This is a genomic window from Alkalibacterium putridalgicola (assembly GCF_040959045.1).
Lineage (GTDB): Bacteria > Bacillota > Bacilli > Lactobacillales > Carnobacteriaceae_A > Alkalibacterium > Alkalibacterium putridalgicola.
This window is the reverse complement of the sequence record NZ_CP162615.1, coordinates 1,255,509-1,275,609: the sequence shown is the minus strand read 5'-3', so window position 1 is coordinate 1,275,609 and position 20,101 is coordinate 1,255,509. Positions and strand designations below refer to the sequence as shown.

Here is a 20,101-nt window from a genome sequence, read left to right as displayed (position 1 = left end):
CTCGCTTCGTTAATTTGAAACTATTGTATCATGAGTTGAATGGAATAAAATAGGTTTAGAAGATAAATAATAATCTAGCACTTAAAAACCAATAAAATATTTTGAGGATATTTTTCATCATACCGTAAATATTCTCGAGTTATTTTATAAACTATTCCATAGAGAAGTGATGGTAATATTTATTTGATTCCAGGAAATTTCATCAGCATAATTGTATTTCTTTTGATACCTTGTCCAGTGATTTAATAATAAGCTGCTTTGAAAAATTTCTAAAAGAATTTCTTTGCCTTCTAAAAGTACATGGGTTGTACCTCTATGTTCTGCTGTTTCATTGAGTGCATCAGCTAATGATTCTCTATCTAACTGGTCCCCATGAACGTTTAGTAGAATGTAAATGTCGTAGTAATCCCTCATGCGCGTATTTGCAGTTGATCTTGTGATGATGGTCTCTAATTTTTCGGCTATAACTGTTTCTAGATTATATGAAAGAACATTTATATTTCTATCCTCCAGCAATAACTCGTACTTATAGGAAATTTCTTTGGGGGTGATTTTATCCCCTGTAGTTATATCTACTTTTATGGGGACTTTTGCATTTTCTAAAAACGCATTAAGCGATATCCTGAATCCGTCATACTCATCGTCGGCTCTTGTTTGTTCTATTTTGCTTACTTCCATATAGACCCCGTCATCCACATCCACAGCCAGTATAGTTTTGAGTGCAGCCTCTATAGATTCTAAATTAACAGGGAAATGCTTTGCTGTAACATCCATATCGATGGTAGATCGCTTGTTCTCACCTACCATCGCCATTACCAACATCCCACCTTTTAATATAAATTTATTCTTGTATTCAGATAAGGAAATTCTTTCAAGGAGTCTTTCCAGCATATAGTTTCTTAGGAGGACCTGTGCATTCACATTATCTTCTTTTGCCCTATTTCTAATTAAGTCTTTGACTTGTCTTAAACTTTTCATAGCAACATCTCCAAATATTCCCTTAAAATACTTTCTATATTTAATTTCTTTGCGTATCTTAATAAAAGAGGGATGTTTTTATCTTTCAGATTAAGATATCTTTTTATAGATTCAGTCAAGATAGCAGGATCCATGTTCTTTCGATTTCTAATAATATCGCAAATCGTTCGTTCTTTATTGTAAGCTTTAATATCTCTACCAAACATTGTCTTCATGTCTATAGTACCAAGTTGATGAAATGATTTTTTTACGGTGTGAATGACAAGACCGTCTTCTTTGAGATGAGTCGCATTATATCCAGTTGGGACGGTCACAGTTAGTTCAAGAGGATCTCTGTCGGTAAGATCATGCAGATATAATGCTGTTTCATGAGAGAAAATCACTCTTTGGTTTTTCGCTTGGATACGGTACATCTCGTCATCAAATGTAGTTGGACTCAAATATACGCCTTGAGCTACTCGTTCCAGTTTATCTTCTTTAGTGAAAATAGTGAGATACTGTCTAGGGATCCCTGCATTAACGACATCTTTAGTCAAGACTAACCCGTCACTATCATTTATTAAGTCTTCTAACATCTCTCGATAATCCATTCTTCTCACGCTCCTTTTACATTCTCGCTATAATTATACTTAATATTAGCGTAAATGTAAAAAATGAGATTCTATGGTATTCAGCTAGATTTTATACTCGTACCTTAGAGTACTATGTTTCGATCGCTAATGGTAAAATTTACTTTGCTATGGCTAATTAGTAACCTATCACTTCTTTTGATACAACACTGATCAGTTCTTTATCGATATCTTCTGTATTTTTTTCATAAGCTATATTAAGCTTTGGGTTAAATAGTCCTATGGTTTCAAGGTTTTCAAAGTGTTCTTTGTGTATGGATCTCAACCCCATAAGGTAATACACGAGTATTTGTAACGTGTGTTTTGAAGAAATAGAATTTTTCGACACTTTTAAGTCCCATAACGTCTTTGAAGTCAAGAAATCTGCATCTCCTGTAGTAATTATCGATGAATAACCCTCTTCAAAAGTAAAGCCGCTTAAGATGATTGGTCCATTGTCGTTGAAGAAATTGATCGTTCTATTAACCATGATTTTAATGTCCTCGATTGATTCGTCGCTAGGCATTATATTTTCTATGGGTTTATAAGTCGCAGGACCCGCTCTGAATACCGTATCAAAACCAACTAATTTGCATGCATTGACTATTGAACGGCTGTCAAGGCCGTTGATATTCTCTAGTAATTCTATAGCTTGAGTATGCTTTTTTATGAACTGTGCACCTCTAAGACTAATGTAGAAAACATCTTTCTTGTTGTTACCAAGCATTAACCGTGTAAGATAATCCACTGCCAAGCCAGTTATAACAGGCGACAAGAAGTCATCTTTTGTATTATTTAATTCAAAATCATCCTCATATTTAAACTTATCCATTTGCTTGACTGGCAAATAGCCGCCATATGGCTGTTTTACTTTTCTTGTTCTACTTGTAACTGATACCATTTGACACCTCCTGAAGCTATTATATAATTGGTACTTTTAAGTACGTAATATGAGCTCATTCATTTAAGCTATTCAGTTCTTCTTGTCTCTCCATATACTCTTTTCGAATCTCAGATAATGACTTTCCGGTTTCTTTATGAAATGCGAATACATAAGTTTGGATACTTGACCAGCCGTATAATGCTTTTAACCAGGCTTGCATCGACTTTTCTTCACCATCGACGATCACATTCCCATTTTTGAGAAGCTCTGCTTCATCTCCCTTTCCTTTAGCAATTATTGTATCTCCTTCTTTTACTACTCCCCACTCGAGCATAGTATCTATTTTAGGTAAGGAACGACGTGTGCTCTGTTTTTCAGATTTTCTTTTGAATGAAGATGACTTATCTATTAAGTTAACAAAGTAATCCATATAATCTGTTACAGGCAAAAGCTTTTCTACAGAGAATAAGATATTTTCATTAACTTTATAAGGGACAAGCTGATAGCAGCTGATATCCACCCCGTTGTTGTTCAACCATGCCACAGCTGATAACGTCTGTTCATCAAATTCAGAGGCAACTAGTATAATCCGCTGTTTTTCATTAAAACTTTTATCTGCGTTATTTGTTTCAAGAAACTCATTAAGCTTACGAATACCTAACTCATAGGATGTCAGTTCTCCAATATCAAATTCAGATTTGTTTTTTTCTATATATGGTGAATATACTTTTTTGACAAGATCATCTGTATCATTGATCGTTGCATAACTCGCAGCGTACCTGATTGCCTGGAATTCAAAAGCTTCTTTTCGGCTAACTATATCTCTCATATCACGTTTAATTTCTATAAGTACAATATTGCCATTGTTATCAACGGCTGTTAAATCGCTTCTACCGTTTCTTTCATTTCTAACTTGTTTACCTACAATAAGCATCGATTCTTCTTCATCGCAGATCATCTCTATATTATTACGAATCAATTCTTCGATATCATTTTCCAAAAGGTTTAATTCAGAAAAAGTAACAGATGGAATTTTTTCGGCTTCTTTACCATTGATGCTATACACTATTTTCACTCCTTAAATCTAATTAACTAAGAGGAGATTGTTCTACCTCGATATCCTCGTCGTAGGTTTTATTAATAGTTTCATCTTGTACTTGAGTTTCTTGTTTTTTTCTTTTGATTACATCTTCTGCAATAGATCTTACTATCATCAACATTAAACTTTCTAGTTCTTTCTGATGATTTTTTAAAAATTGAATTAAAAAATTTATGATGCCCTTAAAAAATGCATTCATTTTTTTCCAACTTTCTTAATTAATTTTTTAGCGATTTTTCTCATTAATTTGTTCTTATTAGTAGTAGCTATTAATTGTAAAAGTACAATACTTAGTTCATCTTTACTGATATCTTCATATTCATCTACGGTTCTATCAGCAACGGAATATAATCTATCAATGTCAAGGGACAACGAATTATTTATAGTTGTCGTTAATTCTAGTTTTTCTTTAACAGTTATCTTATGATCCTTGATATTTTCAAGAAAGTAAGTAGATGTCTCATTAATGTATTCTTCTTGTTCATTCTTAATTGTTTTAGCCAAAGGATATTTTTGTTCAATTTCTGTTATAAGCTCCGAACTTTCTTTTGTTTTGTGTTTAGGCGTAGTTGTCATTTAGTCTCCTCCTGTTATTAATTATATTAATCAATTAAGATTTTTGAATTTCTTACTTTTAATGATAGCATTAGTAATATTGATTTGTAATCGTTTTCTTATTTTAATAATAAAAGGCATAATTTCTATTATACCTTTTATTTTATGTTATTCTATTTCCTCTGTAGCGGCAGTATCTCTTTATCCATAACTTCTTTTAAATCAGAGCGTACGGTTTTCCAGTAGCGGAGTTTCGGTACTGGTTCATCGACTTTTTCGCGGTAGGCGTAATAGTCGGCGCTTTGTTTAAGTTCGTTTTCTCCGTTTTGTTTGTCTCTCTTTGGATTGTAGTTAGCGACGACATAGGTTAGCTCGTCTTCTTCGAGTTCCCATCGGTCAGAGAAATCTTGAATGATCGCTTGTTCTTCTGATTGGACCATGTCTTCCAGCACATTAGAGACATTCTTGTCACGATAGTCTTCTGGGTTATCTAAGACATTGTCCCACAGCTTGCGCATGATGATAGAAATCTTTGGATTACTCTTGGCCAGTTCTTCGATGTATTTATTGACTTCTTCAGTTGCTTTTTTATTTTCTCTGGCAACCAGTTCATATTCGTCGTCTCCACTTGGGACAAAGGCTTGAATGAGCATCAGAATATACTCGTAGTTGATCTCTTCCGTCTTGATGGATTCGAGTTCGTACTCGATATCAATATCAAGTGGTTCTTCTTCTGTAGATTCTGTTCTTAGCTCTTCCAGCGCATTGACATACTTCCCGTGGAAGGCCTCGATTACTTTGACCTCTATTGGAAATTCAGTCCCCATCTGTTCCGGTTCGTAATCACTGTATACTTGGACAGCCGTATAAGTCTTATCCAGCCTCTGGTAAGCTTTGATGAATTTTTTGAGCTGCGGTTTAGTGAAGTCGTCCAAATCACTTGGCGAAGACACGAGGTCTTTCAACTCTCTTATTGCATCGATGAAAGCGAGCTTGGCTTCTTCCCAAGTCGGAGCCAGGACATCATTTTCCCCACCATTTGAATATAAGACGAGAGCTTCTTTGACTTTTTGTTCAAAGGTCTTCGGTGTCTGGAAGGTAACGATCTGGCCGTACTTTTTTGGTTTGTCAAAAAGTCGGTTCGTCCTTGAGAACGCCTGGATCAAGTCGTGCGGCTTCATCGGTGCTCGGTCCATGAACAAGGTCGACAGACACGGTGCATCAAAGCCAGTGAGCAAGCGGTCCACCACAATGACTAAATCGAGCTGTTCGCTGCGCGCCAGATACTTGTCTTTCTTTCTGACGATGCGTTCATTGACGTTACTGTTATAGGGGCGCATATTGTCTATTGTGTATTTTGTCCCGAATTCATTGTTAAAGTCTTTCAGTGATTCTTTCATTTTCTCTTGATTCGTGATAGACGCTTCTTCGTTCTCGCTGATCGAATACGTGATAGCGATTTTTGGAAAGTCCGGCAAGACACGTTTCGTCTGTTCATCGATCGTTACTCTGGTCTCTCCCGCTTTCACTTGTTTGAACAGGTCATAATACCTTTGTGCCTGAGCGATCGAGGTCGTGGTCAGGATGGCGCTGTTCGTCTGACCGGAGCCTTTAGGAAAGCCTAGTTTTTTTCGAGACTTATTGATGATCGAGTCGATAACTTCAAGCATATGGTCGTCTTTTTCATAAATGGCTTTGGGCAGACGGGCTTCTTTGTCTTCAATCGCCATGTCATCCATATCGAGTTCATTCGTCCCAGCTAAAGTAAGCAAGGTCCGGTCGAGTTCTTCTTCAGAAAAAGTCGACTTGTATTCTACCTGGAAGCCTAAGACCGCTTTGTCGTGGATCGCTTCTTTCACGGTGTATTCATGCAGGCGTTCGCCGTACTGCTGGGTTGTTGTCCGCGGCAGATCCCCGACGACTTTCTTGGCATTTTTAGAGAAGATCGGCGTGCCTGTGAAGCCATACCATAAGGAATAGACAAAGAACTCCTCGATCTCTCGTTTTTTAGACGGACTGATGGCGCGGTGACACTCATCCACGACAAAAGCGATATTGAGTTGTGTCAGTTTGTTGTAGCGCTTGGAACCATCCTGATAACTCATACGCTTCATCACATGATTCAACTTTTGAATCGTCGTGACGATCACGGTCCGGTCGTCTGAGACTAGTTTTTTGATCAAGTCTCTGACGTTTTCCGTTTCATCGATCTCGATTACGTCATTTTCAGCATAAGACGTAAAAGATGACGTGGTCTGCTGGTCCAAATCCACGCGGTCAACGATGAAAATCGTTTTTTGTAAAGACGGAATTTGGAGTAGGTTTCGAGCGACTTTATAGGATGTCAGAGTTTTCCCTGACCCAGTCGTATGCCACACGTAACCAGATTTCCGTTGTTTAGACGCCTGCTTGACTGCTTCAATCGCATGGACTTGATACGGACGCAAAAGGATCAGTGACTTCTTGTCGTTATCAATGACAGTATATTGGGTGACCATCTTATGTGCCATAGGGATCGACAGCACTTTTTCTGCAAAGTCTAAGTAATCATTCACGGGTTCGTTATCTTTATCGACCCACTTCGTTAAGAACTGTTCGTTCAGTTTGGTGTCTTGGGCAGAGGCGATGTAGCGTGTATCTGTCCCGTTGGTGACCACGAACATTTGAAGGGTCGAAAAGATCCCTGTGAACTTACCTTCTTTCAGATACTTTTTGATCTGACGATATGCATCCATATACGGATGGGCACGGTTCTTCAATTCGATATGGATCATTGGCAAACCGTTGATCAACAGAGTCACATCAAAGCGACGATTCATGTCTTCTACGGTTCGTTTGTCCGACTTGTACTGATTGATCACTTCATAAGAAGAAATCCCTCCAGCAACGTCTTGACGGTTGATAACGCGCAGGCGAATCGTCCCAAGCGACGCATCTTCCCGCTGGACCTGTACTTTTGCGATCCCGTTCTCCCCTGCCAGCCATTTAGCGGCAGAATAGAAGTTAGGAAACATTAGTTGATTCTGTATTTGGCGGAATTCCTGTTCCGTTAAAGGGACACCGTCTAAAACATCTTTATTGTTTGATTCCAGCTTCTGACGGAAGTTCTCCCACAGTTCATCTTCGGTATGCAGATCATCCCGGTAGGTCCACTGTGATTCACTAGAGATGAGCTTTTTTATTAAATTGTCTTCTAAGACTTGTTCAGCTGTAAAAGTTGCCATATCATTCACCTCGTTTCTATATTAAAGTTATTAGACAAACATCTTCTGCAAGAAGGCTTTTTTCATTTGTTTGAGTGATTCTATTTTTTCTTCTTGAAGAGTAATGGAGTTGTCTAATTCTTTGAAGAAGTTACCGATTTTTTGTTGTTCCTTAAGTGAAGGGATTTTCACTTCAAGTTTCATAACCTTTTTCTTTGATATGTTATATCTTGAAATACCTTGAGCTAATATAGCAATTTTTCTTCTCACTAATGGCGATCTCAAAAAGAATGCTAAAAATAATTGGTCTATTTCTGAATGGGGGCGAAATCCGAAACAAAAGCTATTTAAATATACATTCTTTCTTGAATCTAACCATACAGAGGACATACCTACTTCCTCGGGAGTTTCAGAAGACGTTGTAAATAATGCATCCCCAAAATGTACTTCATTTTGCTTTGCATCAATTTCCACATTCTCAGTTCCTTCAGTATCAGCGATAGCATTATTAAAAATATTCTTGTATGTTATAAACTCTGCCTCACCATGACCAAAGTCTTTTTTTGTTTTTCCTGATAAACCAGTAAATGTTTTTCCTATACTTCCTAATGTTGTACTAGTCCATTTTTCATTGTAGCCCTTAAAACGAACGGAGGGTACATCCTCATCTTCTGTTGGAAACATCTTTTGAAAAAAGGCTTTTTTTCTTTGTTTTAGAAGGTTTAGGGCATGCTGATGGAGTTCAATAGTGTCATCCAACTTGGTTAGAAACTTACTTATTTTCTTCTGTTCATCTTTATTCGGCACTAATGATTTAATTTCTTTTAATGTCCCTACCGCCAATCCTGGTTGCGCGGATTGCGTGACCCACCTCTCTAATCTCAATTTACTCATTAAGTAATATAAATATTTAGTTTCATTTTCTTTATTTGCTTTAACAGCGATGGCATGTTCAGTAAAATAAGCTTTTCCAACAGAATAATTCATATTCCCACTTAAAGCTCCTTGCCTTCCAATTAAAGCAAATTCACCATCGTGATTATACGTATCAGTATAGCCACGGACATCATTTCCGCCATAAACCGGAAAATCACCAGTCTTATAGATATATTCTGCTTTAATATTCATGCCGCTTTTAAAATTTTCAGTCAGATCTCCCAATCTACGCTTTTCCCACTCTTTAGAAAACCCTTTAAACCTAACAGAAGGGACTTTTTTAACCATTGAAAGTACCTCCATAAGATTTATTTTTTGCGATAAATTCAATAAACTGGTCCAATTCCTCTTGTATTTCACTTGATGTTGCTGTCAGTTCTTGGACCATTTCATTTAATGATTCTGTCGACTTTTCTAGCTTTAGTTCTATTTCTGCTAACTCTTCAGTGACTTCTGATAAGGAAATTGGCTCATCTTCTTCAAATGTATCGACATACCTAGGAATATTTAAGTTGTAGTCGTTTTCTACTATTTCTTCATATCCGGCTACATAGGCATATTTCTCTACTGCTTCACGTTTTTTATATGTCTTTAGAATTTTGTCAATATGGTTATCTTCAAGCATATTCTGAGCTTTAACCTTAGTGTATTCTTCTGAAGCATTTATAAATAAGACATCTTTATTATCTCTATTCTTTTTAAGAATAATAACCGTTGTTGGGATGCTAGTATTGAAGAAGATGTTCGCTGGCAAACCGATTACTGTGTCTATCGATCCATTCTCAAGTAAACTTTGACGAATCTTACCTTCTGCTCCGCCTCTGAATAAGACGCCATGAGGTAAAACAATCGCCATAACTCCAGAATCTTTCAAGTGATAGTACCCATGTAGTAAGAATGCAAAGTCTGCTTTAGATTTAGGTGCTAGTCTTCCGTACATGGAAAAGCGTGGATCATCTAAAAAGCCTTTATCCGCTGACCATTTTGCACTATAAGGTGGATTCATTAAGACAGCATCAAAGTTAGTAGGCTCTTCCGTTGGCCAATCCGCATCCAATGTATCTGCATTATGTAAGTGCTGGTTAGCGACATCCACTTTATGCAGGAACATATTCATACGTGCCAAGTTATAAGTTGATGTATTCAATTCTTGACCAAAGTAATTGACGGTCCCTGGTTCATTGGAATACTTCTTAACGTTTAAGAGCAGAGATCCTGAACCCATGGTCGGATCGTATACTGAAAAACCTTTCTGATCTTCTTTTCCTTGAAGAACGATTTGTGTCATCAATTTAGAAACGGCTTGAGGTGTATAGAACTCCCCTGCTTTTTTACCTGAGTCAGAGGCAAACTGTCCGATCAAGTATTCATAGGCATCGCCTAAGACATCACCTTGATAAGCCATATCCAACGTAGCCATTTCTTTCATCACTGCAGAAATTGTCTGGTTTTGTTTCTGAGCAGAAGCGCCTAATTTTCTAGAATAGAGATCGATGTCTTCAAATAAGTTCTCAAACAAATCGCTGCTTTGTTCGATATTACGGAAACCTTGAGCCAAGTCTTCTAACTGGAACTTTCCTTTGTAGATAGACTGCATCAAAGCAGTGAATGTTAGTTTTGGTTCTAATGAATAGGAGAAATCAAAGTTCAATTCGTAAATCAAATCATCTTTGATCTCCGGATCGTTATAAGCTTTTTCATATACGGCTTGTGCTTCATCTAAATCCTTAACGTCCTCTTCCAGCAACTCTGCCGCATGATGCAGCATGTTATCGGATAAGTACTTGTAGAAAATCAGTCCCAGCATGTAGTTCTTGTATTCACTAGCATCCATTTTAGAACGCAGAATATCCGCACTGTTCCATAAAATCTGATAAATTGTTTTCGGGTTTTCTTTAGCCATTGAGTAATTGCTCCTTAAATTATTGAATTCCTATTTTTCTAATATATGATGCAACATCATCTGTAGGATACCTTTAATAAAATTTAAATCAAATATAAATTAATTACTTAGCGTCTCTTTAAATCCATAACGTCTAGCCCTTTTTGCAAATGCATCTTGTCCGCCTTCCATGACATCACAAATTCTTTCTTTAATAGTTGTGTTATCTACAGAGCCTCGACTACTTATTGTTATTTTCTTTGTATCTCCCATACAAACAACCCATTCTGAATCTCCATTGACCGGTATATTAGGATTGTGAGTTATAATGATTATCTGTCTGTTCTCTTTTTTGGTTACGAGACTATTAACTATTAGAGTATTAATTAATTGACTATCCAAGTCATCCTCGGGTTGGTCCATAATCAAGGGAGATTCTCCATAAGCTAATATCATGGAGAGGATTGCAGAAGTTCTTTGTCCGGCAGATGCATTAGTAAGTTTCACTCTTTTACCGTTTACATTAAGCGTAATTCCTATTACATCGGAGGGGACAAGTGTTTTTAGTTCTAGTAGTTGTTCTGCTCTTAGTTTCGTAAAAGCGTTCACCAATCTTGTATCGCTTATTATTTCTGGAGGATTATCGTTAAAAATATTCTCGAATTCACTATACAATTCTTTGTATGTTATTACATTAGTATATAATAAATCAGAAATCTTATTAAATTCACCTTCAAATGTATCTTGTTTATTAGTAATATCTCTTACTTTTAAAATATAAGCTTCAAAATCACGCTGAGGTGATATATTAACTATAATTCCATCCATTTCAGAAAAGATGTTGTCTATGAACTCTCTTCTAACGAAAGTTAGATTAGCATAGTTTTCATCCAATTCGTTCTGCAGAACTGATAGTTCTTCTCTGTTTCTAATTAATAAATCTTCTTTTTCATTTATAACATTTAATTTCTGATCTAATTCACTTAATTCTTTGCTTAAAGAGTCTAAATCTGTAACTTTTCTTAATTCTTCATCAGTTAGTTCTTCTTTAAGATCGTTATATCTACCCTTAGTTGTTTTAAAATTCTCTACCCAAGTAGATTTACCCAGTTGCTTTTTATATTTTTCTAGATCTTTCTTCATTTCAGCTACTGTATTCTTTAAGTCTTCTTGGCGCTTATCTAAAGTATCTTTTAGATCTCTTTGTAAAGTGTTTAGTTCTGAATCAACGTCTGATATATTTCTGAAAGTTGGAGCTATAAGATTTTTCGAGATACTTTCTATAGTTTCGTCTAGCTTGGTAATATCTGTTTTAATAATTTCATATACCTTAGACTGCTTTCTAAAATTATCAATTATCTCTTTGTATTTATTATCCGATAGTTTTGTTAACTGTTGGTTGACATCTTCTTTGTTTAACTCTAGTGTTTTTTTATCTGCAATATCTTGACTTATAGAATTGATTTCTCTCATTACTTTATTAATGGATAATTTGTTTTCTCTGATTCTCTCTTTTACTGGTTTTATGTCTTCAATATTATAACTGTCCAATATATCTCTAATGCTATCTTGGTTTTTAGAAATTTCATAAATTTGCTTTTGTGCATAAAGATCGATCTTTCTGGATATCATGTTCATACGTTCGATTTCAGTAGGCACTTTTTCATTGTTTTTGATGATAGATATTTCGTGGCTGTTTTCACTTCTTGAAATCTCATATTTTTCGTCTAAATAGCTTAATTCTAAACCTATTTTTGTTTCTGGCTTCAAGACTCCTGTGTTCCCATCGTCTTTCTGAATGAACTTTTTATACTCTTTGGATATTTCTGAGAATGGACCTAATTCATCTTCTTTACCAAGAACATATAATAAAAATCTTGTTATACAAGACTTTCCTGTGCCTCTTCCGCCAATTACTGTGGTAAGGTTATTACTAAAATCTATTACTAATTCTTCATCGTTTAATTCTGTATTTTGTATTAATAATCTATTTAACACTAATTCCTTGCTGTTGTCTTTAAACTCCTCAAAGTCAGACACTACTCTAATATTTTTAAATAAGAAAGCTTCTCTAAGCGAATGAATATTTGGTTCTTCTCTCATTTTAATATATGTATATCTTCTACCGATACCCCATAGTCCATGTTTTGAATCGCCATTCTTATGAGGATTATCTGAAAAAGTAACTATACCTAAATCATTTTTGTGAGCTTTCTTAACACCATTGTACCAACCTTTTATTTTAGAAAGTTCAATGTCATTCCCATATTTTTCACTAACTTGTTTTTTCAATGACTTAACTTCTTCAGTCGGTAAATTATTTTGTCGATTTTCGTAAAATTCTTTTTGAACAACCTGTACTGCTTGTATTTCTGCGCTTTCCATAACTTCATCTAACCATTTATTTCTAATCTCAGATAATCCATTGTATTCATCAATATGAGCTGGTATAACAATGGCACCTTCATTAGTGGCAGCTTCGACAACATCAACAACACTTTTGGGAGAACATGCAAGAGACTTTGCAAAATCTTTTCTACTAATATCCATTCTTATTAAAAAGTCTTCTACTGTGCTAGTGCTGGCGTTAGTATCAAAGATAACAAGTAAATGTGTTCCTTGATCGCCACATGTAATTTCTACACCGGGGAAAAAGACTAACCCAGCTTTCTCAGCAATGAGTTTATATTCATCAATATTTTTCCCCGTGTTATGATCGGTAAGTGCAACACAATCTAATCCTTTATCTAAACATTCATTTACCCACTGTTCTCCGGTCACTAATTGATCTCTAAAACATTCACTAGCAGTTGAATGTAAATGTAAGTCACATTTATACCATCTATTTCCAACCATATTGTTTTGACTCCTTTTAATATATATTTATATCATATTACCATAAACAAATAACTCTACAAAAAAATGATAGGAGTATCTTTAAGTTCACCCATAAGTAATAAATTTAATGTTGTTATCACAAATAGGAAAATTCTATATGTCTTTAAATCCTGTATCAGTTTGTTCTCCAATAATGTTTTTAAATCTAGTTTCAGCCAATGTCATCTCGACCTCGAATTCTTTAAACGTTTCAGCATGTGAAGGAATCTGTATGCCTAATTTAATAACGGAGATATCACTTTCTATTGCTCTCATGCGCGACATTCCATTTACACCTCGCAACAAATGGAATGTTTCATGATGTGATCGTGTTTCGCTGCTTTGATAGGGATAAATATAAAAGCCTTTATTCGAATCGAACCGGTACATATAAGCTAATAATTGGAGGTAATCTTTACCATAAATATTGTCAAATGGTTTGTATTTTGCATCCGCAATAATTCTTTCATTTTCATTTTTAGAAATAAAATCAGGGTATATGGCGCCTAACTTACCAGCAGATTGTTTTCCAAATAGTTGCTGTCTGTTTTGGTGCTGTTTATTTTTAGGATGCAAAAAATCAGCCTGTATCAGTAAGTTGACGTATTCTTCAAAAAGCCACGCCCCATCAAAGAGAAAGCCATACAGCTTGTCTTTGCCATTTTTATTGTGTATGACTGTCTCCTGGCTTAAAATGGACAGGCACAACTGTTGTAAAAAACGGTACTCAAAATAGTATGCGTGCCGAACGGGCTTTCTTAAATTGTGAGAATAGATCTGATGCAGTCCTTGCTGCTGATAGTTCTGGCTTTTCTCCTCGATGGCTTTAATGTTCTCTCTAGTTACTGCGTCGTGGGTAAGGACTTTTCTGTATTCTTTATGCTTTTTTATATATTCAATAGTGTAGCGGATCAAATGAATAAGCGAATTCTCATAACTATACTCTCTAGAACGGTAAGCCATTTTACCTGTAAAGGGTACATTCTCTTTTATTTGACGTTTGACATCGATGGTTCCTCTTACATTGAAGTCATTATACTGATAGGTACGATATTCTTTATACAACCCTTTTTTTAGTGATTCATTCAAGTATTTAGGGAAAAGATAGATAAGCCAGTCCATGTAGTTACGCTGATTTTTTGAGCCCACTTCTAAATTCAAAAAGTTAAAATTTAATACTCGCTTCAGTAAATAATAAAAGAAAAAATTAGTGCCATTATCGAATCGGGAGCCGATAAACAATTGTTCTTGATTATAACCGACTATCCCCATGATATTGGTTGTCTTAAATATATCTGCATTCGTTTCAATCACTTTTTGATTATCAGATAAGCTGCTATCCTCTGAGATGTGAGGGGGGAAAAGAAACAGATTATCCTGCTGGAGCTCTTGCAGGTCTTTGTTTCCAATTTTACGAAGAAACTCGGAAGATAATGTTATATCTTCTAACTTATGGCTCGTATTATCTGTAGTCTTCATCTGCTAATCCCTCAGTTTCTACAGAAGCAAATTCGTATGCTTCTCGTAGTTCCTGCAATATTTCTTCTTCATCCAAGAATCCTCTAACATACTCTTCAAGAAGTGGCTCTAGATAATCTTCCCAAAGTAAATCAAAATCACTATCTAATTCATCCAGTTTGAGGAAGTAACTTGGACCGATATGATAGTGGTCGTTTAATCCTTCTATACTACTGATTCTTTTATTTAACTGTTCTAAACGTTCTACTGCCTCGTCATAGTAATCCAGTGAAGACAACATTCCCAACTGATCAGGATCATTAGCTTTGATTTTAACAAATCGGAAACGGCGACGCATGGCAAAATCAAAGTTTTCAACACTTCGGTCTATATCATTCATTGTTCCGATAATGTAGACATTTTCAGGGATATAAAAAAGTTCCTCTTCATCTTCATGAAGTGAAGCATATTGAGTTTTAACTGCCCCTCTCATTCCACGATATCCTGGGTCAATGGAGAAGAATAATTCGCCAAAAATTTTCGAAATTTCATCCCGGTTGATTTCATCAATTACAAAAACGAAAGGTACTTCTTTAGCTTCTTCATGTTTAGGTACATAATCCTGCAGGCCGAAGTTTTCCCTTAAGTGTTTGACTATTGCTTTTCTATAGTTATCCAGCCCACCTTTAGGAACACCTGGCTTGTTTTGGTAGATAAGATAACATTGATTTTTGTTATAATATCCATGCGTACCTACTTCCTGCACCCCCTCCATTCCATGATGTACATAAGCTTGTAGATGCATATCTTTTCCAGTAAGAGTTTTAATATCATAAGTCGCATCGCTATCATCACTTGTGATGTCATGTACCTCTTCAAAAAACTTACTCCATGCTTCATCGAAGTTATCGTTCCCACCAATTAGCTTTGATTCCTTTGCTAAGGTTACAAACTTTTTAAATACACCTGGTACTAATTCAAAACCGATTTGTCCATTTGTCTCATCGTTAATAGGCCGCAATCCCTCAACAAAATCGGTATAATCATAACTCGGATGAAACTGGACGAATTCGAACTGTCTCTGTTCATCATTTGAAAGTTCATTAAAATCCTTAGTACGCCCACCGCTAATAATTTCGGCTGCAATTCTTCTTGCCAAATAGGTCTTTCCCGTCCCCGGTGCTCCACGTAAAATAATGTTTTTGGATGATAGTAACTTACGTCTGTATTTCGAAACTGGATTAGAAGATCGAACGTTTGATTCATTCAGAAATGTTAAGTACTCATTGGCAAAAGCCGTATTCTTAAATATACTATATCCCCATCGACGACTACCATCTAGATTCGTATTATTAATGATTTCTCGAAGTTCTTTTGAATGTTTTTTGTAAAAGTTATTAATGTATTCATGTGCTTCGATAAACTTGTCTTTCTCCAGAGAAAACAAATTGTTCGGTAGACTATTTAGCTCTTCGATTTCAGCAGTGTTTAAATTGCTGACTTTAAGGAGTAAATCCTTTATAGGCATCAAATCAATATTCTTTTTGAACTTTACTAATTCTGTAGAGCCTCTCAGCCAGATTGTCTTAGGAACTGTTGCATCCCAGTCTGTTTCCTTTTTTCCTTTATTAACTCTTCTCTGAATTGCCCAATCTTTGAATTCTTTCTCGTGTTTTTCTGCCAAGCTCATGCTATTATCATCTGAATCTGCATTCTTTACACCAACATAAGATTTTTCGATAAGCGGAATGACATCATTTAATTCATTTATATTTGTCACGGATACTTCGCCGTTTAAAGTCCATCGAAAGTTTTCTGGTTTGATATCAACAGACTGTTTCTCTTCGTCATTTAGAAATTTAGCTATCAACGCAATTTTTACATTGTTTTGATAAAAATGCAGTTCTACAAAATTTCTTTTGATCCCCTTACTATTAATCACTTGTAGTGAAGTGTAGTATTTAGTCTTATCTAGTTTACTTGATGGGAAAATTTCCTGTAATCTAGTTATTACTTGTTCTTCAGTCAGCATGCAATCACTACTTTCTGTTTAGTTTGTATATTTAAAAAAATTTAGAAAAAATTATTTTATTCTGACACTTGATAACAATTCTTTTGTTTAGATAATTATGTAATCGAGTTACTTAATAGTATAGAACTAATAATGTTTCTAGTCCATTAACCTTTAACTGATTCTCATAACTTGTTTACTGTTATTATCCATTTTTTTGTCTATGGGAGAGGTATATTTTCTAAGGATTAGATCTTTATTGAAATAGTTTTGACAGGCTTCGATTCTGCCATTTGAATATCTTATTCCCTTTCTTGTTCATTAATATTATCAATTGTATCTTTTCAGTTGTATTTAGATTTTAGTTATTATTCTTATCCTACATCCACTAATATATTTTTCACTGTGGTAAATAGCAAAAGAACTGAGAATGATTTATCTCTCAGTTCTTTTGCTATTTATTAATGGTGTTTGTTTTTATGCTTCGCTAAAGTTGCTGCTGCTTTTGACTTTGCAGCTTTACTTTTTGATGTGGACAAAGTTTTACCAGCTTTACTCAATTGACCACCTTTACATTGCTTTTTAGCCATACGCACTCACTCCTTTCATCAATGTTAAAGAAGTGAGTTAATTGAAATTAGTATATTCTTTATGTATACTATGCTCAATGAGAATTGAGTAACATCATTCACTCGCAAAGAGTAACGAATTGGCAGATTCGTTGCTCTTTTCTTCACACTACTATTATAGCAAATTTTCAGAAATAAACACAACATGTATGTGCTTATTGAATTATCGTTATACTATATGTTGTGTTTTTTTTAATATTGATGTGTTATGAGTGACAATTGACATTTTAAAAATGAATCTACATTTATTTTCTTGATTTGTGATTTTAGTGCTTTATACATTTGCTTTATACATTTATAAAAAAGAGTGATATTTAAGGTAGCTGCCAACATGTTATGATTTTATTACTTGAATTTATTCAATTTTATCTTTGTTTCCTGCTATTTTCATTATTGGATAATACATATAATTGCTATTGCCCCCATTCGGATTTTCATAAACGAACAAGACCAAAAAATATCCTTTATAACAAGGATTATTAACTAAGCGGTCATTCTAGCTCCGATCATTTTCACCTTCTTCATATTCGTTTGATACACATTCGACGATGTCTTTGACACCGGTTTTAAATAAATAAACGAGAGATAAAAACTCAGTGGCATCAACTGAATGGTTCTCCCCTTCAGTTGATGCCACTGAGTACTTATTTTAAAAGCACTGTTTCATGCCAACTATTTTAGTTTCATTAATTACTTTCAACTATATTAAACAAACAAAGTACACCATTTCTCATTTTTTAATTTTGTTAATCCTTCAACAAACTCTCCTAATAACATCGAATTATCGAATATTACAAGAAATTATAAAGCTTGTGAAATTTATCCTCATTATTACACTGTGAATTTACCATTCTGGATATCTTGCATTAATTCTTCCATAATATTTATTCTCTCGAGGTAATTATTTTCATCATACTCAATGTAACCTATTGTGACCGTTTTACCATAACCAAATCTCTTAGGTTTTTTAAAATCAGGTATATTGCAATCCTTAATTATAGTGTTAAATATATCCCATTTAACGTTATTTTTAAGTGGGATTTCACTTTGGACTTTTAAAGTTATTTTATTTTTTTCTATTTGTAAGTGTATTGCTGTAACACCTTCATATTGTAAACCAGTATTAATTAAATCTTTTCCCTCAATAAAAAACCACCACAATCCGATGAAACCTCCTGAGGGATTTGACACGTACTTCCAACCCCATATTCCATCAGTGTTAATTACTTCGGCATCTTCTTTGGTTAAGAACTCATAAAACCCTCTATATGCGTTATGAGACCAATCATCGATTGGAGCACTTTTAAATAAGTTAAACTCACTGTCAATATAACTAATATACTCATAATAATTTTTAATTATTGTATTCTTCGTTTTATTAATGTAAGGTTTTAGTATTTCTATCATATCTTTTCGTCCAATATTTACATCTACTTGTTCTGGTCGATCTTGTCCTATCATTTTATAATACACAGTAATTATATTATTCTTACCCTCTTTTTTGAGTTTGTTTTTATAGTTCTCAATCTGTTTTATTTTCTGATAAGTATAAACTTTATCTTCTATTAGAATATGAAACTTTTTATTTACTTCCACTAAAATATCGATATGGTGATGCTGTCTCTTTATATCTGTAACTAAGATATTTTCTTTTATAGGATTCTTCTCAGTTATTTTTTCTAAAAAGTCTATTGCACAATTTTGAAGTTCCTTATCTTCTCCTATATTATCCTCGTGAACAAAATTTAGTAAATAACATATAAAAGCATCCTGAGATAATTCTTTAGTTGCAAAATCAAATAAATTATTCATATAGTATTACCTCCTATTTAAATAGAGATTCATAAAATAATAAAAGCCAGTCAAGTAACTGTTTGTAAAGTTAATGCTAAATGGTTTTATATCGTTAGTATTAAAATGGAAGATAAGCCTTAACTTCATAATAATAAAAAAATCATACCAGGTATATTTTGTTCTATTACTTCTGAATAAACTTTTCCAACCTTCTCCAAAGCCCATTCCAGAAACTTTATTTATCGTATATTACTTAAACAATTTTTCTATACAGTTAATTACCTTCTTATAACCATCCCCCCAGCCATTAATAATATTTATTTTTAATGTTTAATGGGTAGTAAAAATGACATATGAATAGCCACCCCTAAAATCTCTTTATAAGGGCTCTATTCATATGTCTCTGTCAATTTACTTCGTTTCTTCAACCATCTCCAATGCTTCTTCTAAACTCTTCCCTCTATAATCCTGAGCGGCCATCCACTGTCCGGTGACTGTTTTTGGTACGAAGGCTCCTAGAATCATTCCGGGAATGACGGTATCGACCTCATTTGAGGCTTTTTCTCCGCCCATGTCTGTTTTGATCCAGCCGGGGTCGACGGCATTGATGGTGACGTTTTTAGCTTTCAGTCTGCTTGCGTAGTCTTTGGTCAGTTTGTCCAGCGCAGCTTTTGACGCAGCGTAGGCGCCTACCGCCGGCTGATTCCTGACGCCGCTCGTGGTATTGATGATGCGTCCGAATTTCTGGTCCAGCATGCCCGGCACGAATTTCTCTATCAGGATCATGGGCGCGATGACGTTGACTTGATACGTCTTGATATAATCCCTGGCATCGACTTGCCACTGCGGGTTTTGACTCGTTGACATGACGCCGGCATTGTTGAACAGGATATCGACCGTTGTTTTCTCTAAAACCGACTCGGCCATTTCTCTGACGTCTTCTTCCTTCGACAGTTCCGCAGCGACCGGAAAGACCTCGACACCCAGGTCTGTGATCTCTTCGACTAGCGCTTCCGTGTGCGAAAGATCCCGGCTGTGAAGGATCATATTTGCACCTCTATTGGCCATCGCTAAAGCGATCTCCCGTCCGATCCCCCGACTTGCTCCTGTGACCAGGACCCATTTATTTTTGACCTCTAACATGTTCGCTTCCTCCTTAGTTATACTTGATATGTCTATCCGCTACCT

The 20,101-nt window shown here is 35.2% G+C and carries 15 protein-coding genes; all 15 read right to left on the bottom strand.

The window, feature by feature from the left end; all coding sequences use genetic code 11:
- Positions 1-144: 144 nt before the first annotated feature.
- A complete protein-coding gene (locus tag AB4027_RS05960; RefSeq protein WP_368644670.1) occupies positions 145-978 on the bottom strand; it encodes a nucleotidyl transferase AbiEii/AbiGii toxin family protein in 834 nt (277 codons plus the stop codon).
- A complete protein-coding gene (locus AB4027_RS05955) occupies positions 975-1,568 on the bottom strand; it encodes a type IV toxin-antitoxin system AbiEi family antitoxin domain-containing protein (protein WP_368644669.1) in 594 nt (197 codons plus the stop codon). The genes AB4027_RS05960 and AB4027_RS05955 overlap by 4 nt, the downstream gene beginning before the upstream one ends.
- A gap of 157 nt (positions 1,569-1,725) precedes the next feature.
- Positions 1,726-2,487, bottom strand: coding sequence for a hypothetical protein (locus AB4027_RS05950; protein WP_368644668.1), 762 nt, complete (start codon positions 2,485-2,487; stop codon positions 1,726-1,728).
- A gap of 55 nt (positions 2,488-2,542) precedes the next feature.
- A complete protein-coding gene (locus tag AB4027_RS05945) occupies positions 2,543-3,535 on the bottom strand; it encodes a hypothetical protein (protein WP_368644667.1) in 993 nt (330 codons plus the stop codon).
- A 22-nt stretch (positions 3,536-3,557) separates the two neighbouring features.
- Positions 3,558-3,767 carry a hypothetical protein gene (locus AB4027_RS05940; RefSeq protein ID WP_368644666.1) on the bottom strand — a complete coding sequence of 70 codons (210 nt, stop codon included), beginning with the start codon at positions 3,765-3,767 and terminating at the stop codon, positions 3,558-3,560.
- Positions 3,764-4,144, bottom strand: a complete 381-nt coding sequence (locus AB4027_RS05935) for a hypothetical protein (protein WP_368644665.1) — start codon at positions 4,142-4,144, stop codon at positions 3,764-3,766. The genes AB4027_RS05940 and AB4027_RS05935 overlap by 4 nt, the downstream gene beginning before the upstream one ends.
- A gap of 152 nt (positions 4,145-4,296) precedes the next feature.
- On the bottom strand, positions 4,297-7,347 hold the full coding sequence (locus AB4027_RS05930; RefSeq protein WP_368644664.1) for a type I restriction endonuclease subunit R: 3,051 nt from the start codon (positions 7,345-7,347) through the stop codon (positions 4,297-4,299).
- A gap of 30 nt (positions 7,348-7,377) precedes the next feature.
- Entirely contained in the window at positions 7,378-8,550 is a 1,173-nt protein-coding gene (locus tag AB4027_RS05925; protein WP_368644663.1) for a restriction endonuclease subunit S, read from the bottom strand.
- A complete protein-coding gene (locus AB4027_RS05920) occupies positions 8,543-10,165 on the bottom strand; it encodes a type I restriction-modification system subunit M (RefSeq protein ID WP_368644662.1) in 1,623 nt (540 codons plus the stop codon). Before AB4027_RS05920 ends, AB4027_RS05925 begins: the two co-directional genes overlap by 8 nt.
- A gap of 99 nt (positions 10,166-10,264) precedes the next feature.
- Positions 10,265-13,000, bottom strand: coding sequence for a TrlF family AAA-like ATPase (locus AB4027_RS05915; protein ID WP_368644661.1), 2,736 nt, complete (start codon positions 12,998-13,000; stop codon positions 10,265-10,267).
- Between the two features lie 135 nt (positions 13,001-13,135).
- The gene (locus tag AB4027_RS05910; RefSeq protein WP_368644660.1) at positions 13,136-14,500 is read right to left on the bottom strand and encodes a hypothetical protein; all 1,365 of its coding nucleotides are present in this window, start codon (positions 14,498-14,500) and stop codon (positions 13,136-13,138) included.
- A complete protein-coding gene (locus tag AB4027_RS05905; RefSeq protein WP_368644659.1) occupies positions 14,484-16,511 on the bottom strand; it encodes an McrB family protein in 2,028 nt (675 codons plus the stop codon). Before AB4027_RS05905 ends, AB4027_RS05910 begins: the two co-directional genes overlap by 17 nt.
- A 440-nt stretch (positions 16,512-16,951) precedes the next feature.
- On the bottom strand, positions 16,952-17,080 hold the full coding sequence (locus AB4027_RS05900; RefSeq protein ID WP_368644658.1) for a hypothetical protein: 129 nt from the start codon (positions 17,078-17,080) through the stop codon (positions 16,952-16,954).
- A gap of 870 nt (positions 17,081-17,950) precedes the next feature.
- Positions 17,951-18,931 carry a PD-(D/E)XK nuclease family protein gene (locus AB4027_RS05895; RefSeq protein ID WP_368646391.1) on the bottom strand — a complete coding sequence of 327 codons (981 nt, stop codon included), beginning with the start codon at positions 18,929-18,931 and terminating at the stop codon, positions 17,951-17,953.
- Positions 18,932-19,324: 393 nt separating this feature from the next.
- Positions 19,325-20,056 (bottom strand): SDR family NAD(P)-dependent oxidoreductase, encoded by a 732-nt coding sequence (locus AB4027_RS05890; protein WP_368646390.1) that lies wholly within the window; start codon positions 20,054-20,056, stop codon positions 19,325-19,327.
- Positions 20,057-20,101: the final 45 nt, after the last annotated feature.